General features: G+C 69.7%; 17 protein-coding genes and 1 pseudogene. 14 read left to right on the top strand and 4 right to left on the bottom strand.

Features of this window, described 5'->3' with window-relative positions; translation table 11 throughout:
* Positions 1 to 101: 101 nt before the first annotated feature.
* The gene (locus ACF1B9_RS29600; protein ID WP_391745615.1) at positions 102 to 1,280 is read right to left on the bottom strand and encodes a PucR family transcriptional regulator; all 1,179 of its coding nucleotides are present in this window, start codon (positions 1,278 to 1,280) and stop codon (positions 102 to 104) included.
* A 194-nt stretch (positions 1,281 to 1,474) separates the two neighbouring features.
* Here ACF1B9_RS29600 and ACF1B9_RS29595 point away from each other — a divergent pair, with 194 nt between their 5' ends.
* Positions 1,475 to 3,202 (top strand): aldehyde dehydrogenase family protein, encoded by a 1,728-nt coding sequence (locus ACF1B9_RS29595; RefSeq protein ID WP_391745613.1) that lies wholly within the window; start codon positions 1,475 to 1,477, stop codon positions 3,200 to 3,202.
* Positions 3,203 to 3,389: 187 nt separating this feature from the next.
* On the opposite strand, the gene ACF1B9_RS29590 is transcribed toward ACF1B9_RS29595, so the two are convergent.
* From ACF1B9_RS29590 to ACF1B9_RS29580, 3 genes and pseudogenes are all read right to left on the bottom strand, one after another.
* A complete protein-coding gene (locus ACF1B9_RS29590; protein ID WP_391745612.1) occupies positions 3,390 to 4,541 on the bottom strand; it encodes a glycosyltransferase family 4 protein in 1,152 nt (383 codons plus the stop codon).
* A gap of 16 nt (positions 4,542 to 4,557) precedes the next feature.
* On the bottom strand, positions 4,558 to 5,292 hold the full coding sequence (locus ACF1B9_RS29585) for an FkbM family methyltransferase (RefSeq protein WP_391745611.1): 735 nt from the start codon (positions 5,290 to 5,292) through the stop codon (positions 4,558 to 4,560).
* Between the two features lie 396 nt (positions 5,293 to 5,688).
* Positions 5,689 to 6,045: pseudogene (locus ACF1B9_RS29580) on the bottom strand (aldo/keto reductase); the annotation flags it as partial.
* A gap of 484 nt (positions 6,046 to 6,529) precedes the next feature.
* On the opposite strand from ACF1B9_RS29580, the gene ACF1B9_RS29575 reads away from it, so the two are divergent.
* The 13 genes from ACF1B9_RS29575 (at position 6,530) to ACF1B9_RS29515 (ending at position 24,267) form a co-directional block, all read left to right on the top strand.
* On the top strand, positions 6,530 to 8,395 hold the full coding sequence (locus ACF1B9_RS29575) for a phage tail sheath family protein (RefSeq protein ID WP_391745610.1): 1,866 nt from the start codon (positions 6,530 to 6,532) through the stop codon (positions 8,393 to 8,395).
* 18 nt (positions 8,396 to 8,413) lie between these two features.
* Complete coding sequence (locus tag ACF1B9_RS29570; protein WP_067023001.1) at positions 8,414 to 8,938, top strand: phage tail protein; 525 nt, start codon at positions 8,414 to 8,416, stop codon at positions 8,936 to 8,938.
* 70 nt (positions 8,939 to 9,008) lie between these two features.
* On the top strand, positions 9,009 to 9,887 hold the full coding sequence (locus ACF1B9_RS29565) for a hypothetical protein (RefSeq protein WP_391745608.1): 879 nt from the start codon (positions 9,009 to 9,011) through the stop codon (positions 9,885 to 9,887).
* Positions 9,880 to 10,632, top strand: coding sequence for a hypothetical protein (locus tag ACF1B9_RS29560; RefSeq protein WP_391745607.1), 753 nt, complete (start codon positions 9,880 to 9,882; stop codon positions 10,630 to 10,632). The genes ACF1B9_RS29565 and ACF1B9_RS29560 overlap by 8 nt, the downstream gene beginning before the upstream one ends.
* Positions 10,633 to 10,734: 102 nt before the next feature.
* Positions 10,735 to 11,649: a DUF4255 domain-containing protein gene (locus ACF1B9_RS29555; protein ID WP_391745606.1), complete on the top strand. Its 915-nt coding sequence runs from the start codon at positions 10,735 to 10,737 to the stop codon at positions 11,647 to 11,649.
* Between the two features lie 33 nt (positions 11,650 to 11,682).
* Positions 11,683 to 13,776, top strand: a complete 2,094-nt coding sequence (locus tag ACF1B9_RS29550) for an ATP-binding protein (RefSeq protein ID WP_391745605.1) — start codon at positions 11,683 to 11,685, stop codon at positions 13,774 to 13,776.
* The gene (locus tag ACF1B9_RS29545) at positions 13,767 to 14,081 is read left to right on the top strand and encodes a hypothetical protein (protein ID WP_391745604.1); all 315 of its coding nucleotides are present in this window, start codon (positions 13,767 to 13,769) and stop codon (positions 14,079 to 14,081) included. Before ACF1B9_RS29550 ends, ACF1B9_RS29545 begins: the two co-directional genes overlap by 10 nt.
* The gene (locus ACF1B9_RS29540; protein ID WP_391745602.1) at positions 14,078 to 20,887 is read left to right on the top strand and encodes a DUF4157 domain-containing protein; all 6,810 of its coding nucleotides are present in this window, start codon (positions 14,078 to 14,080) and stop codon (positions 20,885 to 20,887) included. Before ACF1B9_RS29545 ends, ACF1B9_RS29540 begins: the two co-directional genes overlap by 4 nt.
* A gap of 15 nt (positions 20,888 to 20,902) precedes the next feature.
* The gene (locus ACF1B9_RS29535) at positions 20,903 to 21,466 is read left to right on the top strand and encodes a hypothetical protein (protein WP_391745601.1); all 564 of its coding nucleotides are present in this window, start codon (positions 20,903 to 20,905) and stop codon (positions 21,464 to 21,466) included.
* A 28-nt stretch (positions 21,467 to 21,494) separates the two neighbouring features.
* Positions 21,495 to 22,181 carry a hypothetical protein gene (locus tag ACF1B9_RS29530; RefSeq protein ID WP_391745599.1) on the top strand — a complete coding sequence of 229 codons (687 nt, stop codon included), beginning with the start codon at positions 21,495 to 21,497 and terminating at the stop codon, positions 22,179 to 22,181.
* 9 nt (positions 22,182 to 22,190) lie between these two features.
* The gene (locus tag ACF1B9_RS29525) at positions 22,191 to 22,562 is read left to right on the top strand and encodes a hypothetical protein (RefSeq protein WP_391745598.1); all 372 of its coding nucleotides are present in this window, start codon (positions 22,191 to 22,193) and stop codon (positions 22,560 to 22,562) included.
* A complete protein-coding gene (locus tag ACF1B9_RS29520; RefSeq protein ID WP_391745597.1) occupies positions 22,555 to 23,694 on the top strand; it encodes a hypothetical protein in 1,140 nt (379 codons plus the stop codon). The genes ACF1B9_RS29525 and ACF1B9_RS29520 overlap by 8 nt, the downstream gene beginning before the upstream one ends.
* Positions 23,695 to 23,736: 42 nt before the next feature.
* Entirely contained in the window at positions 23,737 to 24,267 is a 531-nt protein-coding gene (locus tag ACF1B9_RS29515) for a phage baseplate assembly protein V (protein WP_391745596.1), read from the top strand.
* Positions 24,268 to 24,281: the final 14 nt, after the last annotated feature.

The raw sequence follows: 24,281 nt of genomic DNA, 5'->3' as shown, positions 1-24,281 counted from the left end.
GGCGTTCGGCCCGAAACGCTTCCGGAAGAGTTGCGCCGCCTCGGTGGGCGGCCCGGCGACCGGGGCGGTGCCCCGCCTCGGTGCCCGGGTGTTGCCGGCCTCTACCGTCCCTCGCCCGCGATCCGTCGTGCCCGCAGGGCGACATAGAGCTCGGCGGCGTCCACCGGCCGCGTCGGGGAGCGGCCTGTCAGCTCCGCGATACGTGCGATCCGGTACAGCACGGTGTTGCGGTGGCAGTGGAGCCGCCGCGCCGCCTCGGTGGTCGAACCGTTCGCGGCGAACCACGCGTCGAGCGTGTCGAGCAGAACCGCATCGCCGGCCTCGCCCGACAGCAGTGGCCCCAGCACGTTCCCGCCGAGTTCGGCCGCGGACTCGGCGTGCGCCGCTACAAGAGTGTCGATGGGGGCGGTGCCGTAGCAGTGGACGCCCGCCCCGGCCGGGGTCACGCATTCCAGGGCGATGCGTGCCTGACGTACCGCCTCCGGCGCGGCGGCGAGTGAGGTGAACGGTCGGCTCACGCCCACCCGTGCGGTCGCCGCCCGCCTCACGGCCCCGAGCGCGGTGGCGGACTGCGCGTCGCCGGTCGGGGCGACAAGGCCCAGGCGCTCGCCCAGCTCGGTGGTCCAGACGGATGCCACGTCGACGCTCGCCAACCGGGCGGTGATACCGGGCAGCGGGTCCTCCCCGTTCCGCCCGACCTCACCCGCCACCACGCGGTACGAGGCCCGTTCCGGCAGGCCCAGTGCACGCTGGACGCCCGCGGCGCTCCCGAACCGGACATCGCTCGCTCCCTCGAAGACGCCGAGCAGGGTGATCCGCCGCGATACCCGCTCCTGCTGTTCCCGGTCGTCGGCGACCAGTCGGTAGGCCTCCGTGGCGGCCGTGGAGAAGCGGTCGAGCTCACCCCAGAAGTGCGACGACCGGCACAACAGCGCGTCGGCCTGCTCGCCCGTCGTGGCGCGGGCGATCGCCCACTCCCAGATCTCCAGCCCGCCGAGCCGGAAGGCGTGCAGCAGCGCCGGCAGCGGAATGCCGTGCTCGGCCTTGATCCGCCCCGCCCGTCGGGCCGTCTCGTCGCCGACGTCCGGGCCTCCGGTCTCCATGCGCAGGAGGGCCTCGATGTTGGCCCGGACGATGTCGCGGAGTACATCGGGAGGCAGCCGGCTCCGTGTGTAGAACGACTCGTCCTCGGTGATCTTCCGGACGGTCACATCGGTGAGTTCACCGAGCGAGGTGAGGATCTCGGCGAAGACGTGCTCGCATCCCGTGGAGTCGTTCATCCCGTCACCGTACCCGCGCACCCCTCCAACGGAATTGTGCTGCTGCACAAAGCAGTTCGGGGAAACTCGCGGTGCTCGCCCATGGCAAGGAGCTCCGCCGTCCGCCATCTTGGTGTGGCCCGGAGAACCTTGTGCCATGAACCAAGTCCGCGGCACCACGCCCGCCCGTGCCGTCGCGACCGAGGGAGATCACCATGACCGCCGCAGCACCCACGGACAGCACCCGGAGCATGCCCGAACTCGACGCGGTCCTCCGCGAGCTCTCCGAGGGCGAGCGGCGCTGGGCGGCGACCTCACCGGTCGAGCGCGGTGCCCTTCTCGACCGGGTGCATGCCGCCGTCTCGGCCGAGGCCGGGACCTGGGTGCGGATCGCGAGCCGGATCAAGCTGCTGCCGGACGGCTCCCCGCTCGTCGGTGAGGAGTGGCTCTCCGGTCCCTATGCGCTGCTCACCTCTCTGGAGGTGCTCACCCGCACGCTCCGGACGCTCGCTTCGGGGCGCGGGCCGCTCGACGGTGCGAAGTTCGGGCGGGCACCGGGGGGACGGGTGAGCGTCCCCGTCCTCCCGCTCACCGCCTACGACCGCCTGCTCCTCAACGGCTTCAGCGCCGAGGTGTGGATGCCGCCGCGGGTCGACGCGGACACCGTACGGAGCCGGGCGGGCCTCGGCGCGCGCCACCCGGAGCGCACCGCGGGCATCGGACTCGTCCTGGGCGCCGGCAATGTCACGTCCATCGCACCGCTCGACGTGCTGTACGAACTGATCGCGCACAATCGAGTCGTCGTGCTCAAGATCAACCCCGTCCTGGGCGACCTGGAGCCGGTCTACCGGCGCGCTCTCGCACCGCTGCTGGAGCACGGCGTCCTGCGCATCGTCTCGGGCGGCGGCGACGTCGGCGGATACCTCGCCCATCATCCCGATGTCGCGCATGTCCACATCACCGGCAGTCTCGCCACCCACGACAGCGTCGCCTTCGGGCCCGGCGAGGAGGGCCGCGCCCGCAAGGCCGCCGGCACCCCGCTCCTCGACAAGCCGATGACGAGCGAACTCGGCGGCGTGTCCCCGGTCATCGTGGTCCCGGGCGTGTGGAGCGCGGCCGACCTCCGCTACCAGGCCGAGCACATCGCGACCCAGCGGCTGCACAACAGCGGCCACAACTGCATCGCCGCGCAGGTGGTCCTGGTCAGTGGCGACTGGCCGCAGCGCGAGGCCTTCCTCGGCCATCTCCGCGACGCCCTGAGGACGGCCCCGGCTCGACCCGCCTGGTATCCGGGCAGCGCGGAAAGGATCGCCGACGCGACGCACAGCTATCCGCGGGCCGAGTGGCAGGGCTCCGAGGGCTCACGCCTGCTGATCGAGCCCGGCGACGGCGACGACGTGTCGGAGTTGGCGACGACCGAGTACTTCGCGCCCGTGCTCGGTGTGCTCACGCTGCCCGGCAGGGGCGCCGAGTTCCTGGACCGGGCCGTCGAGACGGCCAACCGTGATCTCTTCGGCACCCTCGGGGCGAACATCGTCGTCGACCCCGCCACCCTGAAGCGGCTCGGCCGGGCATTCGACCACGCGTTGGCCGCGCTGCGCTACGGCACGATCGCCGTGAACGCCTGGACCGCGGTCGGCTTCCTCACCGCGAGCGCCCCGTGGGGTGCCTTCCCCGGCCACACCGTCGCGGACGCCCGGAGCGGGATCGGCGTCGTACACAACGCCCTGCTCATCGACTCCCCGGAGCGGACCGTCGTCCGGGGGCCGTTCCGGCCCTTCCCGAGGTCGGTCGTGCGGGGCGAACTCGCGCTCTTCCCGAAGCCGCCGTGGTTCGTCACCACCCGCAGCGCCGCCGTGACGGGCCGTCGCCTCACCGAGCTGGCGCAGCGGCCGTCCTGGTCGCGGGTACCGGCCGTGTTCGCCTCGGCCTTCCGCGCCTGAGGAACACTCACGGGCCGTTCCGGCGCCGAGCAGGCGGTCGAAGAGCGAGCGGTGGCGCCGATGCGCCACCTGCTGCCTGCTGCCTGCTTCGGAACACGCCAAGGGGCCACGCGTGGACCGGACTTCGCAGCCGGTGCGAGGTCCGGCCACGCGGCGCCTTCACTCTCCCGGCTCGCCCGCCCCGGGCCTACTCCCGCGGTGCGACCGCCGGAACGCTCTCGGGATTCAGCAGCTGCGTCAGATGGCGGGCCGACGCGTCCCAGGACCAGGACTCCCGGGCCCACTCGCGGCCAGCGGCGCCCATCTCGGCTGCCAGCTCCCCGTCGAGCAGTATCCGGGTCAGCGCGCCGGCGAGGGCCACGACGTCGGTGCCGTCCACAACCTGTCCGGTGCGGCCGTCGAGCACCGTGTCCGGAGCCCCGCCCGAATCGCCGACGACCACCGGCAGACCGCTCGCCGCCGCCTCCAGGAACACGATGCCCAGCCCCTCCGCCTCCAGACCGCCCTTCCGGGTACGGCACGGCATCGCGAAGACGTCCGCCGCCGCGTAGTAGGCCGGTGTCTCGGTGTGCGACTTCCCGCCCACGAAGCGGACCGCACTCCCGTCCAGGTGTCCCGCCATCGTGCGCAGCCGGGCCTCGCCCGGCCCCCGGCCGACCACCACCAGCACCGCGTCGGGCACCTCCCGCCGGATCAGCGGCAGGGCGCGGATCAGCATGTCCTGGCCCTTGCGCGGGACCAGCCGGGCCACGCACAGGATCACGCGCTCGCCGTTCAGGCCGAGTTCGGTCCGCAGGTCGAGTCCGGCATCGGCGTCGGGCCGGTACACCTCCGCGTCCACCCCCGGCACCAGGCGGCTCATCCGGGCGCGTGGGCCGAGAGCGGGCTCGATCCGGGCGCGCGTGTACTGACCGAGGTACGTGACGACGTCCACGCCCTCCCCGATACGGCGCATCATCCGCCGCGCACCAGGTGTCCTGGCCCACCAGATCTCATGACCGTGGGTGGTCGCGACCATGCGCCGGATGCCGCTGCGGCGCAGGGCCGGCGCCATCAGGGCCAGCGGCGCGGCGGCCCCGAACCAGACCCGGTCGCACCCGTGCGCCTCGGCGATCTCGACGGCCCTGCGGGTGACCCGCCGGGTCGGCAGCAGCATGCCGCTGGAGTCGCGTACGACGGGAAACGGGAGAGCCGCGTCGTACGCGGCATCGCCCGGCTCGCACGAGGTGTAGACCACCACGTCGTCGTCGGGTATTCGGGTGGCCATGGCGTGGACGAACGTCTCTATGCCCCCCTGACGCGGCGGGAAGTCGTTGGTGATGACAAGGGTGGAACCCATGAATGTGTCGGATCCTTCAGCTGGATGCGGTCGAGCGGGCCGAGAAGAGGTAGTTGCGGCAGTCTTCGGTCACGTCGGTCACGCGCGTCCAACCCCGGTTCCACCAGCGGTACATGTCGTAGCCGAGAGCGCCCAGCCGGCCGACGAGCTCGTCCGGCATCATGGCGTACTTCTGCAGGTGACGGTCCTCGATCTCCAGCAGGAGGGCCGGCCGGTGGCGCAGGAGTGTGCGTCGGGCACCCGACAGCACGGCCGCCTCCGCCCCTTCGACATCGGCCTTGATGAAGTCGACCCGGTCCAGCCCCATGTGGTGACACAGCCCGTCCACTGTCCGCACGGGTGTGGTCACCGGGCGGGAGGTGGCGAACTCCGCGTTGGGGCCGGGCCCTGAGGCACCCTCGGTGAGATAGGCACGCCCGTGGACGGGCAGCAGCCGACGCCGGGGCAGGCTCATCGTGCCTTCGTGCGCCCGCTCGCCGAGGGCCATGCGGTGCACGGTGACGTTGTCGCAGCCCAGGGCGCCTGCCGCCGCTCTCAACCATTGCGCGGGGCCATGCAGCGGTTCGACGCAGTGCACCTTCCCCGCCGGTCCGGCCAGCGCGGAGAGGCTCCAGGTGTAGAGGCCGTACTCGGCCCCGATGTCGAGACAGACGGCTCCCGGCCTCACCAACGGCCGCAGCCCCGCCACCTCCTCTTCCACGAAGTGCCAACGCGAGGCCGCCCAGCGCAGTGTGAGCGCGACCGATGTCACACGAACCCCGGAGTACCGACGGCCGCCGGTACGAAGGCCCGGGGGTGCCGGGCGACGTGCCGGACTGCCACTCATCGAACACCTTTCGGCCTGCGGGATGTACGGGTGCTGCTGCCGAGCGGCACCGCACGCGATCGGCCTACCATCGCATCATCGGATGCGCGGTGATCCCATCCTTCTTCAGGAGCAGATCGACCGGCAAATCAGACCTGGGACGTACCCCTTCAGAGCGAGCCCATAGCAGCTGAAATCGGTTTGAAAGAACGCGAATCACAGCATGGCGGCGTTCTGACGTATGAGGGGGGATCAGGCCTTTCGTCTGGATCCGGCCTGATCCGAACGAAAGGCCCCGGGGAGCGGCCCCGGCCCACCTGCTCGCCGCCGCGGTTCCCTGGGTCAGGAGTAGAAGTTGCGCTGCCACCGGTGCTTGGCCAGCACGGCGAGCTGGTCGGCGGTGAGCGGACGCCCGTCGCTCAGGGCCGTGTTGCGCTCGACGTTGCGCACCGTGCGCATGCCGGGGATGACGGTGGAGACCGCCGTCGAACTCAGCACGAACCGCAACGCGTGCTCAGCGAGCTCATCGAGGGTGATGCCCAGGTCGGCGACGATCGCGGCCACCCTCTGTCCGACCTGTGCCGGGCGGTCGTCGCGGAAGTACCGGTTGCGCCAGTCGCCTTCGGGGAACGTCGTCCCGGCGTTGATCCGGCCGGTCAGGCCGCCCTCGTCCAGCGCCACACGCACGATGACACCGACGACTCCCCGCCCTGGCCGAACGAGGTCTCCGTCAGGAATCACGTCGACGATAAAGGAGTTGGGCCGCGAGGTCAGTCGGGATTCGGCGGCGGCCACAGGCGTGGGCATGGGTGGGGGGTGGAGTGTGCCGTTCGCCGGACGTCGCGGAAACGGGCGGACGAGAAGTCCGCACCCCGTGAACATCCACTTCACAGGACCTCCCCCCGAGGTGACCTGAACAGACCTTGCCCTGTCAACTCTCCTCGCTTCAGAGTGGGTTGAGCACCTATGCATCAGGAGTCACAAGCGGACTGCTTGCCCCGGACGGCCAACCGCCCGGGGGCTGACGGGGGAAACTGATGAAGCGCGTGCGATCGAGGCGCCCGGGGACTGCGGGGCCCGAGCAATCGCGCATGCCGTAGCGGGTGGGACCCGCTGACGAACCGTCTCCCTCTGCCGTCTCCTGGCGTCTTCACCCGGTGCCTGAGAAGGGATAGGAGGGGGAATGCCGACGAATGCAGCGAGCGCTGCCAAGCCGACTTATCCCGGCGTCTACGTCGAAGAGCTTCCCAGCAGTGCCCGCACCATCTCGGCCGTGACCACCTCGGCGACCGCCTTCGTGGGTCACACACGGCGCGGTCCGCTCAACGAGCCGGTGCGCATCACCAGCTTCACCGAGTTCGAGCGCCGCTTCGGCGGGTTGAGCGCACAGAGCGCCGTCGGCTACGCGGTGCACCAGTTCTTCGGCAATGGCGGCACCATCGCCGTGATCGTGCGCGTCGCGAAGGCGGGCACCGGCAAGGCCGCCTGTGCGACTCTCGACTCCACCGAAGGGCACAGCGAGTGCGCGGCCCTCAAGGTGCACGCCAAGGAGCCCGGCGTGTGGGGCAACGGCTTGCGCGTCGCCGTCGACTACGACACACCGCAACCGGACGAGACATTCAATCTGCGGGTGTACGACGCCAGGGGCGAGGCCCGCGAATCCTTCACCGGGCTCTCCCTGGATCCGGCCGGGGGCCGTTACGCCCCGACCGCTGTCAACACCGCCTCACGACTGATCCGTGTGGACGTCGTCGGCGAGGGCCGCCCCGACCCGTCGGGCACCGTGTCCAAGCCATTCGGACATGAGCTCCCGAATCTTGCGGTCGACCTGATGGTGAAGATCGGCGAGGTCGAACGCGCATTCACCCTGTACGACCCGGAGCGCGACGGCGAGGCTCCGTGCACCGTCACCGAGCTGGCCCTGCTCCTCGAACGCAAGCTGCGCGCACTGCCGGACGCTCCGGGCAGGCATGCCTTCGCCGGCGCCGAGGTGACCGCGTTCGGCCGGCGTCTTCAGGTCGTCGCGGGCTCCACCGACCCCGCGGACGTCGTCCGCTTCGTCGGCGAGTGCGCCAACGACCTGGGACTGGAGGCTTCGGTCAATCCGCCGGTGTTCCCCCTGGGCGACGGCGAGGACGGTGAGGCGCCCGGCCCGCGCGACCTGATCGGCAGCGAGACGGACAAGACCGGCATCCAGGCGCTGCGCGACGTCGCCGATGTCAACCTGCTGACCCTGCCGGAGCTCGCGGCGTACGAGTCGACCGAGGACATGGTCACGGTCGTCTCGGCGGCGCAGCGCCTGTGCGAGCAGCAGCGCATCTTCCTCCTGGTCGATGCCCCCGGCAGCTGGGGCAGCGTGGACGGGGCACGCGCGGGCCTGTCGGCGTTCGACGCGGTGCGCGGCAACCACGCCGGCCTGTACTTCCCGCATCTGCAGCTCACCGACCCGCTGACCGGGCGGCTCCGCTCCTTCCCGCCGTCGGGCGCGGTGGCGGGCGTGTTCGCCCGTACGGACGCGGAACGCGGGGTGTGGAAGGCCCCGGCCGGTACGGAGGCACGCCTCGCCGGCGTGCACTCGCTGACGGTCCAGCTGACCGATCGTGAGAACGGGCTGCTGAACCCTCTGGGCGTGAACTGCCTGCGCACCTTCCCGATGGTGGGCCCGCTGGTGTGGGGGGCGCGCACGCTGGAGGGCTCCGAAGGCATGGAGAGCGAGTGGAAGTACGTGCCGGTGCGACGGCTCGCCCTGCATGTGGAGGAGAGCCTGCAACGCGGGCTGCAGTGGGTCGTGTTCGAGCCGAACGACGAGAACCTGTGGCAGCAGATCCGCCTCAGCGCCTCCTCGTATCTGCACACGCTGTTCCGTCAGGGGGCCTTCAAGGGCGGCACGCCGCGCGAGTCGTACTTCGTCAAGTGCGACAAGGACACCACGACGGACGAGGACATCGCGAACGGCGTAGTGAACGTCCTGGTCGGCATCGCACCGGTCAGGCCCGCCGAGTTCGTGATCGTCAAGATCCAGCAGACGTCCGGGCAGTTCGAGCTCTAGGAATACCGAGGAAATTCGATGGCTGAGTTCACGGTCAACGCCCATCGTTTCGATCCGTACAAGAACTTCAAGTTCCTGGTCCTGTGGGACGGTCGGACGGTCGCGGGCATCAGCAAGGTCAGTCCGCTCAAGCGGACCACCGAGGTCGTCAAGCACCGGCACGGAGGCGATCCGAGCTCCCCGCGCAAATCGCCGGGACGCTCCGAGTTCGAGGGCATCACGCTGGAGCGCGGTGTGACGCACGACCCCGAGTTCGACCGCTGGGCGAACAAGGTCTGGCAGGTCGGCGCGGGCCTCGGCTCCGAGGTGTCGCTCGCGGACTTCCGCAAGGACATCGTCATCCAGGTGCTGAACGAGGCCGGCCAGGTGGCCGTCTCGCACAAGCTCTACCGGACCTGGCCGAGCGAGTACCAGGTGCTGGGCGAGCTGGACGCGAACGCGAACGCGGTGGCGATCCAGAGCCTGAAGCTCGAATGCGAGGGCTGGGAGCGGGACTACGAGGTGCCGGAGCCCGAGGAGCCGTCCTTCCTCAATCCGGCCTGATTGCAATCACGTCGAAATCCCGACCCATGCGGGGAGCGAGTCGCGCGGACGGGAGCGAACGGGGGCACACATGGCGATCGCTCGGACCACTGAGCTTCTTACCACCTGGGAGGCCGGTCTCCACCGGTCCTTCGACGGCCGTGCCCTGCTGCTGCACGAGGCGGCGCGCCCGGACGCCGGCGGCGACGGCGAAGCACTGCTGTCGTTGCCGGTGGGCGCGCGCGAGGCCGATCTGTTCGCACTGCGCCGGGACCTGTTCGGCGAGAGGATGCAGGTACGTCTGGAGTGCGGGGCGTGCGGGACGGACATGGAATTCGACCTGGATGCGGGAGAGTTCGCCCGGACGCTGCCGACGCCCGACGCGTCGCCCCTGCGGATCGTCGAGGACGGCTGGGCGGTCGAGTTCCGGGTGCCGACCGCCGCCGACGTCGCGGTCGCGGCCCGGCACGCCGACGCCCGGGGTGCCCTGCTCGACCGTTGTGTCGTCTCGGTCGTACGCGACGGGGAGGACGTCCGCGCCGGGGCGGACGTGGATGCCGGAACAGGCGCGCGTGCCGGGACGGGCGCGGATGCCGGGGGAAGGGTTCGGGCCGGGGAGGGCGTACCCGCCGGTCGGGGCGCGCCGGTCGGCTCGGACAACGCCGTCCGGGGAACGTCCTTGACCGATCTGCTGCCGGCGTCCGTACAGCGGCGGATCGCCGATGCCGTGGAGGCCGCCGATCCAGCGGCCGATGTGACGGTCGGTGTCACCTGCCCCGACTGCGGCGCGGCAACCCGCGCCGAACTGGACATCGCCTCCTACCTGTGGACAGAACTGGACGCCTGGGCGAAGGAGTTGTTGCTCGACGTCCATCTGCTCGCCACCGCGTACGGGTGGAGCGAGCCCGAGATCCTGGCGCTCAGCCCGCTGCGGCGCCGCTACTACCTGGAGCTGTGTGCGGATGTCTGACTCCTCCGGGCGCGCACCCGAGAACCCCGCTGCCCCCGACCACCTCGACCGGCTGCTCGCCCGCCACGCGCCGGGTATCGCACCGCGCCCCGGCGTGGTGCGCGTACGGCCCCGTCTCGCCGAACCCTTCGAACGGGTCGAGGCGGTTCGCTCCGCGGCGCCGGAGACCCGGGAGGCCCTGTGGTCGACCGCCCCCCACGGACCTGCCGACCGGGACGAGCTCCCGCAGTCACCGGCTTCCCGCGACGTCCACTCGCACACGGAACGGGAGCTGACCGTCGTACGCACCGCACCCGTGGCACCGCCCGCGCCCCCCGTCTTCCACGCGACGGAGCGGGAGATCCCGACGGCGCCGCTGCTGCGGTCCGCCGTCACACCGACGCCCAGGACCGGGTCCGCACCCGATGCGGGGCGCCGGGCCGCACGCGCCCGCGCCGACGTGCCCGAGTCCCGGAGAGCGGCGCCCTTGCCCGTTCCTCCGCATCTGAACACCGCTTCCGCGACCGGATCCGCACCCCTGCGACCCAGTGCGGCGGACACGGCGGCGGCCCGGGATGCCGTGCGGCAGGCGACGGGCAGGAGGTCGGGGCGCGGCACCGAGCAGGTGGTGCACGTGCAGATCGGCCGGCTCGAGGTGACGGCGGCGCCTTCGCGTCCGGGCGAGGACCGGGGCCGGACGCCCACGCAGCGGCGGGCCGCGGCGACCGTGAGCCTGGAGGAGTACCTGGTGCGGGGGCGCGAATGAACAGCGTGAGCATCGCCGGGCTATGTGCCACGGAGCCGGCCGTCTCCGAGTCGGGGACCGAGGAATCAGGAACCACGGATCAGGGACTGAGGAACTGACGCCATGAGCAACGCACTCGCCATCGCCCACGTCACCCAGGCCCTCGCTCTGCTGATCGAGGCCAACCTGCAGCCCGAGATCGACATGGCAGTCAAGGTCGAGACGCGCAAGCCACCCGCCGATCCGCCGGCCGAGCCCACCATCACGGTCTTCCTGTACCAGACCACACCCGACACTTCACAGCGCAACAACGATCTGGCCACCCGCGCGCCGGACGGCAAGCTGCTCAAACGTCCTGCCGCGGCCCTCGATCTCAACTTCGTGATCAGCGCGTACGGCGAGGAGACGGAACTGGTCGGGCAGCGGCTCATCGGCAGCGTGGTGCGAACCCTCCACGAGATTCCGGTGCTCCCTCACGACATCATCCAACAGGCTGGGGAGCGGCCCTACTTGGTGGGGAGCGACCTGGCCGACGCCGCGCAGCGCGTGCGCTTCGTGCCGACGGTCATGGACATCGACGAGACGTCGAAGCTGTGGGGAATGCTCAACCAGACGCCGTACACGCTGTCAGTGACCTATCAGGCGGCGCTGGTCCTCATCGAGGGCCGTGGGACGCCGCTGCCGGCCAAGCCGGTGGAGCGAACCACGGTTCAGGTGCTGCCCTTCGGCGCTCCCGGTGCACCGGTACCTCCTGGTCCGGCCGCCGACGCCGGGCCGGCCGGGGACGACGCCGACCGGACACCCGAGAAGTCCGGCGCGGAACCCGGGACGGAGCCTGACACCGAGGCCCGCACCGAGGCAGCCACGAAGCCCGGCCCCAGGACGAAAGCTGTCACGAAGGCCGTGGCCAAGAAGTCCACGAAGGCTGCCGCCAAGGCACCCGCACGCACCCGCAGATCGACCGCCGGAACCACCCGGCGCACCGGCCCCGACGCTCCCGCCACCAAGCGGGGCAGCGCCGAGGACGAAGGGCGCTGAGAAACGTGCGAGCGAGTGGGGGCAGGTGAGGACATGAGTACGCGAAGGACGGACGCGGCGGCGGGCGACGGGTTGACCCTGCTCACGGAGGTTCAGCGCGTCCTCACCCTGATCGATGAGCACGCGGCGCGCACGACACGGGCCGCCGCACCAGGAGGCGCGTCGCACGCCGGTGCCAGAGCCGGGGCCGGAGCGGGCTCCGGGGTCGGCGACGGAACGGGCGCCGACCCCGACGGCTCCCCCACCGACAGCCGCCCCGGCCGGCGTCGGCCGCGCGACAGCACTCCCGCCCCTGTCCCTGCACGTCCAGTGGCCACAGGTCCGGGGCTTGCGCCCCTCGACGCCCTCACCTCCTGCTTCGGCCTCACTCCCTTCGAGCGGGACCTCGTACTGCTCACCGCCGCCTACGAGTTGGACCCCACCACGGCCACACGCTGCGCCGCCGCCTGCGGGGATCCCGAGCGGGCGTACCCCACCTTCTCGCTGGCACTCGCCGCACTCGACGGGGCGCACTGGAGCGCTCTGACCCCGGTCGCGCCGCTGCGCAGATGGCGGGTGATCGGTCTTGAGGAGGAGACGCGGCTCACCCGGTCCCGGCTGCGGCTCGACGAGCGGATCCTGCACTTCCTGCTCGGCTCGCCGTATCTGGACACCCGGCTGCACGGCCAACTGCGGCGCGCGCCCGTCCCGGACGGGCTGCCGCCCTCGTACGACATCGCCGTGGACGGCGTCACCGCGGGCTGGACGACAACGGCGCGGCCCGGGGCGCCCCTGCTCGTCGAGGTCGTCGGAGGAGACCTGCGCAGCCGGGCCGACATCGCCGCTGCGGCGGCCGCGCGCGCCGGGCTCGGCCTGTACGCGATGGGCGCCGAGGACATTCCCACCGATCCCGCACAGCGCGACCTCCTCGCCCGGCTGTGGCAGCGCGAGGCGATCCTGCTGCCTGCCGCGTTGCTGGTCGAAGTGGGCGAACTGGACCGCGACCAGCATGCGGCGACAGAGGCGTTCCTGGCCGGTGCCGCCGTCCCCGTCGCCGTGTCCAGTCCCGATCCCCGGCCGACCGAGCGGACCCGCGGGCGCCGGGTGAACGTGCCGCGCCTGGGCGACGAGGAACAGCTCGGGCTCTGGACGGACGCGTTCGACGACGTACCCGACATCAACGAGGGCGAACTCCGTGCGCTGGTCGCGCAGTTCCAGCTTCCTCCACACGTCATACGCGCCACGGCCGAAGCCGTGCGCCGGGATCTGCCGCGTGAGGACGAGCTGGACGCCGCCTCGCTCGCCTGGCGGGCCGGGCTCGACGAGGCCCGTGTCGGCATGGACGGTCTCGGCCGGCGGATCGAACCGGAAGCGGGCTGGCCCGACCTGGTGCTGCACGAGCGGCAGACCAGCACCCTGCGCGAGATCGTGGCGCACGTGCGCCGACGCGCGACCGTCCACCAGGAGTGGGGCTTCGCCGCCACGCTGCGCCGCGGACTCGGCGTCACGGCCCTGTTCGCGGGCGGGTCCGGCACGGGGAAGACGCTGGCCGCCGAAGTCATGGCGAAGGAACTGGGGCTCGACCTGTTCGTCATCGACCTCTCGCAGGTCGTCAGCAAGTACATCGGGGAGACCGAGAAGAACCTGCGCAAGGTCTTCGACGCGGCCGAACGCGGCGGCGCCCTGCTGCTGTTCGACGAGGCCGACGCCCTCTTCGGCAAGCGCAGTGAGGTCAAGGACAGCCATGACCGGTACGCCAACCTCGAAGTCAGCTACCTGCTGATGCGCATGGAGGCCTACCGGGGCTTGGCCATCCTCACCACCAACATGAAGAAGGCCCTGGACACGGCGTTCATGCGGCGTATCCGCTTCGTCGTCGACTTCCCCTTCCCCGCGGAGCACGAGCGCGCCGAGATCTGGCGCCGGGTGCTGCCGCCGCAGGCGCCGACGAAGGGCATCGATCCCGAACTGCTCGCACAGCTCACCGTCGCGGGCGGTTCGATCCGCAACATCGCGCTTTCGGGAGCGTTCCTCGCCGCCGAGGAGGACGACCGGCTGCAGATGCGTCACATGCTCGCCGCGGCCCGCACCGAGTACATGAAGCTGGAACGCTCTCTGACCCCCTCGGAGGTCCGCGGATGGGTGTGACAGGAGAGCGGGGCACGCACGCGCCGGATCAGCGGCTGCCCCGCGCGATCCGGGTGGACATCGGCGAGCTGGTGCTCGACGGCTTCGGCGTTGATCCGGAACGCGTGTCCGCCGCCTTCGAGCGGGAGTTGACCCGTCTCGTACGTGAACGGGGAGTTCCGCTCGCCGCGGACGGCGGTCGGAGTCTGGACATGCTCTCCGGTCTGCCACCGCTGCCCACGGGTCTCTCCGCGCGCCGCTTGGGCCAGGAACTGGCGCGCGCGGTTCACGCGGGTCTCTCGGGCCTTGGGGAGGTGGCGCGTTGAGCACCTCTCGGATCCAGGACTCGCAGACCGACCAGGCCGCTGAGCAACGCCGCCGCAAGCGCAGGGAGCGGGCCGCCAAGTCCCGTGCTCCCGAGCCGAAGGACATGGTCAGCGGCGCCGGGCAGCCACTCGACATCGGTGTGCGCAGGGAGCTCGAGGAACAGCTCGGCCACGACTTCAGTCGTGTACGCCTGCACACCGACCGGGACTCCGGCGCGCTCACCGAACTCCTGGGCGCGGACGCCGTGGCGGTCGGCCAGGACATCTTCTTCGGTGAGGGTGCCTACCTCCCGGGCACCGCTGAGGGGCAGCGGCTGCTCGCCCATGAACTCCTGCACACCGTGCAGAACCCGCACGGCCTCGGCGCGCTGCGGGCCGGACGCGACCTGGGCGCGGTGAGCCTGCCGCAGCAGGCGATCGAGCGTGAGGCCGAGTCGGCGGCGCAGGACCTCGTACGCCCTTCGGCGGGCGAGACCATGAGGGTGGCCCCGGAGGTGAACGAAGGGCAGGCCACGCCTGGTTGGCTTCGGTACGCCACCCTGGACGCCGACCGCAATCGCATGGAGCGGATCGACCCTGCGACCCTCGTGGACCGGCTGACGAACTCGGTCGTACGCTCGCTGCGCGGCGATCCGGAGGACCTGTCGAAACGCACTCGCAAGCAACTCGCCCGTCTGCCGGCAGAGTTGCTCGACGGTGTGCTGGAGCACCTGGAGGACAGGCTCCTCGGCTCGGAGCACGACCGGATCCTCGATCTCGTCGACGAGATCGAGGGCACCGACGAGCCCGGCACCGGCGACGGGCTGGAACTGAACTCCCACGACGCCCCGGCCGATGAGCCCGACGCGGCGCAGGAGTTGGAGTCGGAACGGGCGAACCAACGACGTTCGGCCGAAGAACGCCTGGAGGATTCGCAGCGACCCGGTGCGGCGCCCGGTCCGGAGAAGGACGACGTCCTCGCAGAGGGCGCGCCCGGCAGCACTCCGCAGAACGGCGGCGCCGCGCGGCGCGGCGACGGCGACACGGCCGGGAACGGGAGCACTCCGCAGGGCGATCGACCGGACCGGAAGCCGGGCGCCGGAGCAGCCGACGGGAACGGCGGCAGTCCGATCGCCGGGGAGCAGCAGTCGGCGCCATCGGCCTCCGCGCCTGGACAGGAGACTTCCACGTCCTCGGAGGGGAGCTCCGGGAGCGGGAGTCCTGCGTCGGGCACCCAGCAGGGCGCCGGGACCAAGGACGCGGGCTCCGAGTCGGGCACGCAGGGCAGAGAAGGGACGGAACAGCACGGCGCTCCGGCGGCGAGCAAGGAGGAGTCCGCGGCCAGGAACCGCCCGGGAGCGGTCGATTCGCTGGTGACGGGCCGGCAGTTGAAGCCGGAGGACAAGCGGGGCTCGCAGCAGCCGGAGGGTTCGGCCACGCCGTCCGGCAAGGACACCCGGTTGCCCAGCGCGTCCAGCACGCTCGACGGAGTCCGCAATCAGGATCTCGACGGCCCGCAGGACGAGGCCCCGTTCGACACCGGCGGCGAGTCCGAGGTCGACATCGGCGGCGGTGAACAGAGTGCCTGGGACGTCAAACTCCAGGCCGAGGACTTCCTCCCGGCGCAGGACCTCGATGTGTCCGGCGTGCCGACCGCGGACCGCCTCGACCCCTCGTCGGCCGCTTCGCCCGCTGCTCCGTCGTTCCCCGCTCCCCCGGTGACCAAGGCCGACCAGGTACAGGCCGAGCGGGACGCCGAGGACGCCGAAGACGCGGCGGCCGACGCCGGGCCCGAGGAGGAGGGCGTCGACGCCGCTTCCGGTCCGGAACCGATGGCCGAGGCGGACGATGGCGCGCCGGGTGACGGGCAGGCGGGCGGCCTCGCCCTCGAACGGGCCTCCGACGCGCCGACGACGGCGGGCACGGCATCGAGGGACCCGGAGAGCGGCGACGACCCGAAGGCCGGCCCCGTCGCCGCGCAGATGACCGTGCAGGAGGCGCCCGCGAGCTCCGCCACGGCCGGCGGTGACGCCAAGGAGGGCGCCGCCAAGGAGGAGAAGGGCACTCCTGTCGCCGGCGACAGGTCGGGGGGCGCGCAGGAGAAGGGATCTCCGCAGGCGGTGGCCGGCCGGTCGGCGGCGTCCGGGACCGCGGCCGGAGCGGAACAGTCGAAGCCGGGCGCCGCCCCGACGGCCTCGGACCCCGGCCGCGCGGGGGCGGACACGCAGTCCGCCTCGCCCGCACGGGACACCCCTGTGTCCGGTGGGTCCGACGCCGATACGCCGGGCCGGGCGATCAAGGGCGCGGAGAGCGGGGAGCGGGGAGGGACGTCGGACAGCGGTGCGGCACAGAGGTCCGGCCACCGGACCCCGGCCGCGCGGCAGTCCACGCCGGCCTCCTCGCCCCCGAGGTCTCCCGAGACCCCTGCCGTGCCGACGCAGAAGGGTGCGAAGGCGTCGAAGGCCGCCCCGGCGCCCACGGCATCCCCCGCTGCGAAGGGTCCGCGTGGCGCAGGCTCGGGAGGTGGCACTGGCGCCGTCCCCGCGCCCGCCAAGGGCAAGAAGGACTCGGGGCCGACCCCGAATCTCTCCACGGTGTCACCGGAGGCGGGTCTTTCCACGGCCTCACAGCTCAAGCCCCACAAGGCGCTTCAGGCCATGTCCGGTGTGGGCGGCGCGGTGGACCGCACGGTGGGCGACGAGCACAAGGCGCTGGCTGCCGCGCCGCCCTCGATGACGCGGCCGGCGGGCGCGCGGCAGACACTCCGGGGCAAGCCGAAGGCCGACGCACCGGCCCAGTACTCACAGGATCCCGCGCAGAAGTCCGACGCACCCGAGCAGGAGAAGGCAGAGGTCGAAGGCGCCAAGGAGCCCGAGGGCCAGATCGAGGCCGAGAAGGCGGAGGAGCCGGGCGGCTGGGACACCTTCAAGATGGCTCTGGGCTTCGGTCTGGGCAAAGTGGCGAGCTGGCTCGGCTTCAAGGTGGACGCGCAGGAGCTGGCCGCCAAGTTCGCCGGACTGCCGACGAAGGACGAGGCGCTCAAGAAGGCCCAGGCGGGCAACGCACCGGGCGTGCAGATGCAGGGCGCCGCCGAACAGACCGCGGGTGAGCAGGGTTCTGCCGTCGATGCCAAGGGCCAGGAGGCCGTGGCGACGGGGCGCGAGGACGCCGGGCGCCCGATGGGCGAGAACCAGGTCTACCCCGATGTCCCGAAGGAGCAGATGCGGGCCGAGGTGCCCGGGGCTCAGGGTGGCGCGAGCGGTGCGCCCGAGGCCGGAGCGGGGATCGGAGCCGTACCGCCGGAGGCCGCTTCCGAGGTGGCGGAGCATGAGCGCGGGCCACAGTTCCGGGCCGCGTTCGGCGCGGGCCGCAAAGCCATGTCCGACGGCCGGCAGACCAAGGACAGGGACTTCCGGGACTCCCAGCAGAAGCACAAGCAGAAGGTCGACGCGGAGGTCGGGACAAACACCAGGAGTCAGGCGGCCGAGCGCGACAAGGCCATGGCCGAGGTCACCTCACAACGCGCCGACTGGCGTACGGAGCAGGACGGGGAGCTGAAGAAGCTCGGCACCAAGAAGACCGAGCGCCACGAGAAGGTCCGCGAGGACGTCAAGGACAAGGAGGAGAAGACCGACAAGGACGTCACGAAGGAGAAGGAGGACGGCGACAAGAAGATCCAGGACGAGAACACCAAGGCGGAGAAGGACGCCGAGGAGCAGCGCGACACCAGCGTCAAGGACTCCGGCAACTGGGTCAGCAAGGCCTTCGACTGGATCAAGCAGAAGGTCATCGAGATCAAGAACGCGATCGTCCGCGTCATCAGGGCGGCGCGGGAAGCGGTCGTCGGGTTCATCAAGCACTTCAAGGAGACGGTCGAGCGTTGGATCAACGAGGCGCGGAAGTTCATCGTCGACACGATCAAGAACCTGATCAACGACCTGATCGAGCTGGCGAAGAACATGGTGCGGGCCGTCATCGAACTGGCCAACCGCATCCGCAAGTTGATCACCACACTGATCGCCGCCGCGATCGCGCTGGTGAACCGGCTCGCCGCCGCGCTGAAGCAGATCGTCACCGACCTGCTGAACGCCATCGGCAAAGTCCTGAGCGACATCCTGAACGTCCTCAAGAAGATGCTCCAGGCCGCGGTCAAGGCGGTCGTGGACGCCGTGAAGGCGGTCCTGGACTTCGCCTCGAAGCTGCTCAGCGCGCTCGGTGACTGGATGCTGATCGCTGTCGACTTCCTCTCCGACCCGGGCGGTTGGCTGAGCGGCGCCAAGAACTCCGCGGTGGACGGCGCGAAGAACCATCTCTTCCGGGAGGTCTCGTCGGCCGTCAAGCAGTGGTTCAAGGACAAGATCCAGGAGATCATCGGCGTCCCGAAGGCGATCCTGGACAAGCTGGTCAGCGGCGGCTTCACGCTGGAGAAGATCGTCAAGGAGGCGTGGGACGCGGTTGTCCCCCAACTCCCCCTGATCATCGGCGAACTGGTGATGACCAAGGTCGTGGCGAAGCTCATCCCCGGTGCGGGCTGGGTGATGGCGGTGATCGACGCGATCCGGACGGCGTGGGGAGCCCTGAGCGCCATCCTGCGCGCGCTGTCCATGGTCCTGGACTGGCTGAAGCTCGTCCGCAGCGGCGGCGCGGGCCTCCTCTTCGCGAAGGCGGTCGCTTCGGGCGTCGTCGCGCTCCTGGAGGTCCTCTACCAGGCGCTGCTGAACGGCATCGGCAAGTACGTCTCCAAAGTCGGCAAGCGCCTGAAGGGTGTCGCCGCGAAGCTCGGCAAGCGCAAGGGGGACAAGGGCGGCGGCAAGGGTCCGGGAGACGCGGGTTCGGACGACAAGGGCGGCAAGGGCGGGGACAGGAAGGACGGCCAGTCCCCAAACGCCCCGAAGAGCACCGCGGCCCCCGCCTCCCGCCCGCCCACGACAAGGCCGAGGTCGGACACGGACAAGGGTGCCAACCCGAAGCGCCCCACGGGCGAAGACAAGACACCCGGCACCCGCGGCAAACCGAAGGACAGGCCCACCGAAAAGCGGGACACGCGCCCGACACCGCCCGCGAGGCCCAAACCGACCCCGGAGCCACGGCCGAAGCCGAAACAGGACCCGGGCACCGCCAGGCCCCGATCGAAGGACGACCCTTCGGCGCGTCCCAAGGACGAGAAGGACACCCCAGGTAGGCCGAAGGGCGACGGCAAAGGCCCCAACAGGGCCGACAGGGCCTACAGGGCCGAAGACAAAAGCCCGAACAAGCTGAAAACCGATGACAAGGACAGCTTGGGACGGCCCAAGGACTCCGATAAGCCCGGCAAGCCCAAGGGCAGGGACGACAAAGACAAGGGCGACAGCAAGAAGCCCAAGGAAAAGCACGAGAACAAGCAGCCCAACAAACCGAAGCGCCCCAAGCACGAGAACGGCAGAGCGAAGGACAGGGACCCCGACAAGGCGAAGCAGGAAAAGAAGGACGAGCGGAAGAAGAAGGAAGACTCGAAGGACTCCAAGGACGCACGCCTTCAAAAGGTCCTGACTCGCATTCGGCCACGAATTCACGGAATGCTCGGGCACGGGATCGAAGGAGTTCCCTTCCGAGCCTCTCTTGCCACGATGCGCATCTGGTATCGGCTCACCTCCCTCAGCGCAAAGAGCGAACAAGGCGTCACCGACATCTGGGCGGTTCTCAACCCCGGCGGTTCGGCAGGAAGCGCTTATCACCCGAACGATTCCGAGCTCCGCGAGATCATCCGCGATGCGGTCGATCGATTCTTCAGGGACAACCGAATCCAGTCTTCTGCGCAGCGCCTGGGAAAGGAGGAGGGGACCTACGCCCGGAACCCCGGGGTGCCTCCCGAGAACCTTCAGGACTTGCCTCATGTGGCCGGTGGCGCCGATGTTCCCGCAGCCGTCGAGCACATGCTTCGTCGCGGCAGCAACGTTCCACGCGACCGCATGGGATACACACTCGGAAGCGCGCATAACAACGACGACAACGTGCTGATCGTCGAATATCACCAGGGAGCAGAGGAAGGAAGGACGAACGACCGGAACGCTTTCGTCAACGGCATCACGTCATATCCAATGATCGCAGATGCGACGGAGAAGGCACACGCACGTCTGTCACGTCAGTCCGAGCGGCTCGAAAAACGGCTCCACAAGCAATCTGAACTGAACCCGGAAACCTCTTCCCTCGATCCGGAAATCGTCCAGGAACTTCGCGCCATGCGACTCGGTGACGCCACCGTCGCGCAGATCATGCACACCTTCATGCGTACCGGAAAATGGCCCACCGCCATCAAGCTGAACGCAAGAGACAAGAACCGGATGGCACGTCTCATCTGGCTCATGTATGTGCGCGAATCTGTGCGTGATCGCGAGAACGTCGCACTTGCCCCCATGACGATCGACCTCATCCAGAGGGGCGAGATGACCTGGGAAGAAGCATTCAAGATCTACGAACCCAGCTCACCTGAGGTGGCGCCGGGCCGCCCTGGCGGACGAGGCACCTACCCTGCGTCCATGCGCAATGCCAGTCGGGCGACACGCGGACTCGAAGCACAGGACAGGGGGGTCACGCTTTGGTCGACCGCCGACGAGGAGCGAATCAGGAGGGATGCTGTCCGAGGAACGATCGGTCCCCTCAACGATTCCATACGGGAACACGGAACCCAGGAGGAACGGGACGAACTGCAACGCCGAAAAGTTGAACTCGTGGGGCGCTGGCTCGAGGTTCGCATGAAGGCGAGCGGCGGCACTTGGGGTACGTCTCGGGACGATGTCGTAGAGTTCATCCACCAGTTCCTTTTGTCCCATCACGGAATGACCGACTGAGCCAGGAGCCAAGCAATGACCGTGGGAATCCGGATCGCCCTCAAACCGCATGTGGGCTTGCGCGACGTGCAGACTTTTTCAGTGGACCAGAACATGAACATCACGACGGCGACCCGAGAGGATGAAACCCCCGTACGGTTCGGCTGGGAAACCCTCGACGGGACCACAAGCCTCGATTATTTGGAAGACAACATCACCGGCGTCCATTACATCACGATCAAAGGTCAGCGAATCGCCGAATTCAAGGAGTCGATCCGCGGCAACCTGGCAACCTGGTCATTCCAGGAGGCAGCACAACTCATCTCCGAGAACAATCAACGTGACACGATCATTCAAGGCATCCACGTCAGTGCCATCACGGCAGCACGGAAAGATGTCCCTGCCCTCTCAGCGGCATTTCAACGAATGGCCCGCCAACCTGATCGAGAAGTCCGACGCGCCGTGCTCATCGGAATCGGCTATGCGACCACGAGTGCCGAGCTGCGTGAAATCGCCCAGGAGATGAAAAACTCCGACCCGGATGAGGACATCCGACTTGACGCGGAACATTTGCTGGCGGGCCTGAACTCTGCGGAGTGACCGCGCCATCCGTCCAATGGGAGCTTCCATGACCCGCTACGCAGACATCCCCAAACCCATCCGCTCCGGAATAGTCCTCATCGACCCCGAACGCGGCACCCCCCAACGCATCATCGTCCTCCAGTTCAACCCGGACACCCTCGAACGCAGTCTCTCGCCCCAGTCGGCAGGCGGCAGCGGCGACTCCGGCGGAGGCGGCAGCGGAAGCGGGGACAGGAACGAGGCCCTCCGGCTCAAGGGCCCCGCACAGGAGACCTGGAAGTTCACCGCAGAGATCGACGCCACCGACCAGTTCGAGATCGCCGCGCCGGACGGCATCCACCCCCAACTGGCCGTCCTCGAAATGCTCGTGCAGCCGACCTCGGCCCAACTGCGTGAAGCAAGCCGCCTGTCCAAGAAGGGGACCATCGAGATCAGCCCGATAGAGATGCCGCTGACCCTCTTCACCTGGGGCAGCAAACGCGTCATGCCCGTGCGGCTCACCGAACTGTCCATCAATGAATCCGCCTTCGACGTGAACCTGAACCCGATCCGGGCCTCGCTCAGCATCGGGCTGAAGGTGCTCACCGTCAGCGATCTGCCGGCCGGACACCGAGGCGCCGAGCTGTACTTCGCGCACCTCGCGCAGAAGGAACGCCTGGCCGGTGCCGCGCGGGCGGGCAGTCTCGGCACGCTCGGGCTGAACCCCGGCGACATCGGCATGGGAAGGGGCTGACCGAAGACCATGGCCGGCACGGAACCGTACGAGAACGCCCTGGACGCCATCCCCGGCGCCCACCCGTATCCCCGATCCAGTCGCTATCACGACGCCGACATCGGCGTGCACCGGCAGCCGGACGGCACCGAAGTCCGCTACACCAAGCGTCGGTTGCTTCCCGCGATCACGGCCGACGCCGACGACACCGAGCCTCATTCCGTGAACGCCGGCGACCGTCCCGACCTCCTGGGGCAGCGCTACTTCGGCGACCCCCGGCAGTGGTGGCAGATCGCCGATGCCAACCCGGTGATCGACCCGCGCGATCTCACCGCCGAACCCGGCATCGAGATCAGGATTCCGCTCGCCGGCAACTTCCCCCAGAGGGACCGGCATGTCTGAACTGCCCGTGGGGCAGGGCCCCGTCCACATCACCCTCTCCATGGGACCGCAGCTGGCCCGGCCGGTCCCCGCCGAGGTGGCAGAAGCACTTCTCTCCGCGCAGATCACCGCGACCGCGGGTGAACGGAGCGGGTTCCAGCTCGCCTTCGACCTGACCAAGAACGGCCTCATCAGCAGCACCCTGCTCCCTGAGGGATTCTTCGACCCGAAGACCCGCCTCATTGTCACCGTCACGATCAGGGGCACACCCGAGGTCCTCTTCGACGGGCTGATCGTGCGCCAGGAAGTCGGCACCAGCAATCAGCCGGGGCACTCCACCCTGACCGTCACCGGCGAGGACCTGACGCTGCTCATGGACCTGGAGGAGCGTACGGACAGCTATCCCAACCTTCCGCCGTCCGAGCGCGTGCTCGCGATCCTGCGGCGCTACTCGGACTACGGCATTCGTCCCGACGTGTACAAGGAGAAGATCTCCCAGCCACCGCACCAGAACCTGCGCGTGCATTACCAGACGGGCACGGATCTGCAGTACGTGACCGAGCTGGCCCGTGCCAACGGGTACACCTTCTATCTGGATCCGGGCCCGGCACCCGGTCAGTCGTCGGCCCGCTGGGGCCCCGAGGTCCGTCTCGGCATCCGTCAGCACGCCCTCAACGTCAACATGGACGCCAACTCCACGGTCGACCAGCTGACGTTCGCGTACGACGGAACGGCCCGCGAGGAGCCGCAGGCGCGCTGGCAGGACCCCGGGACCCGGCAGTCCACCCTGCTCCCGCAGCCGGTCATCAGCCCCTTGCGCCCGCCGCTGGGCAAGCGGGCCACCCCCGCACTCAAGCGCAGGACCCTCTCCGGCACCGCCAAGCAGCAGCGTGAAGCCGCCGAGGCCGAGCTGCTGGCGCGCGCGGCGGTGTCCGCCGACGTGATCTCCGGGTCGGGATCACTCGACGTCAACCGGCACGGTTTCATCCTCCAACCGCGCCAACTGGTCGGCGTGCGCGGCTCCGGGCGTGCCTATGACGGCGACTACTACGTCAAGTCCGTGACGCACAACCTGCGGCCGGGCTCCTTCCAGCAGAACTTCACCCTCTCGCGAGAAGGGCTCGAAGCACGCAGCCGGCACGTACGGCCCTGAGGCATCAGCGGGCAGCACCCAACAGATCAGGAGCAGTTCAGCATGGCGGCACCCAGCAATCGTTACGTCGGCAAGTTCCGCGGCCGAGTCGTGGACAACAACGACCCGCTGCACATCGGCCGCGTCACGGTCGAGGTCCCGGACGTCCTGGGCGATGAGCCGTCGACCTGGGCGCTGCCTTGTCTTCCGTTCACCGGACCGCAGGCGGGCCAGTTCGTGGTGCCGCCGCCGGGCACGGGCGTGTGGGTCGAGTTCGAGCAGGGCGATCCGAGCTTCCCGGTGTGGACGGGGTGCTGGTACGGGTCCGAGGCCGAACTGCCGCCGGACGCGCGTGCCGCCGTACAGCAGAACTCGCCGAACAAGCCCGTCGTCGTGCAGACCCCGGGAAACCACAAGGTCGTGATGAACGATGCGCCCGAGCAGGGGATTCTGCTCCAGGCACAGGACGGCGCGTACGTCCGTGTCACCAAGGAAGCCGTGGTCATCGCGACCGGCGGCGGGGCCGAAATCATACTGCGCGGCAATGAAGTGACCATCAACAAGGGCCAGTTGAACTTGGCCGCCAAGCGATAGAAGACGGGGGATCA

It is taken from the genome of Streptomyces sp. NPDC014727 (assembly GCF_043083485.1).
Lineage (GTDB): Bacteria > Actinomycetota > Actinomycetes > Streptomycetales > Streptomycetaceae > Streptomyces.
Note: the sequence above shows the minus strand (reverse complement) of the source record. Positions and strands in the feature narration are given on the sequence as shown.

Coding starts and splice junctions, on each gene's coding strand:
- ACF1B9_RS29600 (WP_391745615.1), bottom strand. CDS start 1,280: ATGAACGACTCCACGGGATGCGAGCACGTCTTCGCCGAGATCCTCACC.
- ACF1B9_RS29595 (WP_391745613.1), top strand. CDS start 1,475: ATGACCGCCGCAGCACCCACGGACAGCACCCGGAGCATGCCCGAACTC.
- ACF1B9_RS29590 (WP_391745612.1), bottom strand. CDS start 4,541: ATGGGTTCCACCCTTGTCATCACCAACGACTTCCCGCCGCGTCAGGGG.
- ACF1B9_RS29575 (WP_391745610.1), top strand. CDS start 6,530: ATGCCGACGAATGCAGCGAGCGCTGCCAAGCCGACTTATCCCGGCGTC.
- ACF1B9_RS29570 (WP_067023001.1), top strand. CDS start 8,414: ATGGCTGAGTTCACGGTCAACGCCCATCGTTTCGATCCGTACAAGAAC.
- ACF1B9_RS29565 (WP_391745608.1), top strand. CDS start 9,009: ATGGCGATCGCTCGGACCACTGAGCTTCTTACCACCTGGGAGGCCGGT.
- ACF1B9_RS29560 (WP_391745607.1), top strand. CDS start 9,880: ATGTCTGACTCCTCCGGGCGCGCACCCGAGAACCCCGCTGCCCCCGAC.
- ACF1B9_RS29555 (WP_391745606.1), top strand. CDS start 10,735: ATGAGCAACGCACTCGCCATCGCCCACGTCACCCAGGCCCTCGCTCTG.
- ACF1B9_RS29550 (WP_391745605.1), top strand. CDS start 11,683: ATGAGTACGCGAAGGACGGACGCGGCGGCGGGCGACGGGTTGACCCTG.
- ACF1B9_RS29545 (WP_391745604.1), top strand. CDS start 13,767: ATGGGTGTGACAGGAGAGCGGGGCACGCACGCGCCGGATCAGCGGCTG.
- ACF1B9_RS29535 (WP_391745601.1), top strand. CDS start 20,903: ATGACCGTGGGAATCCGGATCGCCCTCAAACCGCATGTGGGCTTGCGC.
- ACF1B9_RS29530 (WP_391745599.1), top strand. CDS start 21,495: ATGACCCGCTACGCAGACATCCCCAAACCCATCCGCTCCGGAATAGTC.
- ACF1B9_RS29525 (WP_391745598.1), top strand. CDS start 22,191: ATGGCCGGCACGGAACCGTACGAGAACGCCCTGGACGCCATCCCCGGC.
- ACF1B9_RS29520 (WP_391745597.1), top strand. CDS start 22,555: ATGTCTGAACTGCCCGTGGGGCAGGGCCCCGTCCACATCACCCTCTCC.
- ACF1B9_RS29515 (WP_391745596.1), top strand. CDS start 23,737: ATGGCGGCACCCAGCAATCGTTACGTCGGCAAGTTCCGCGGCCGAGTC.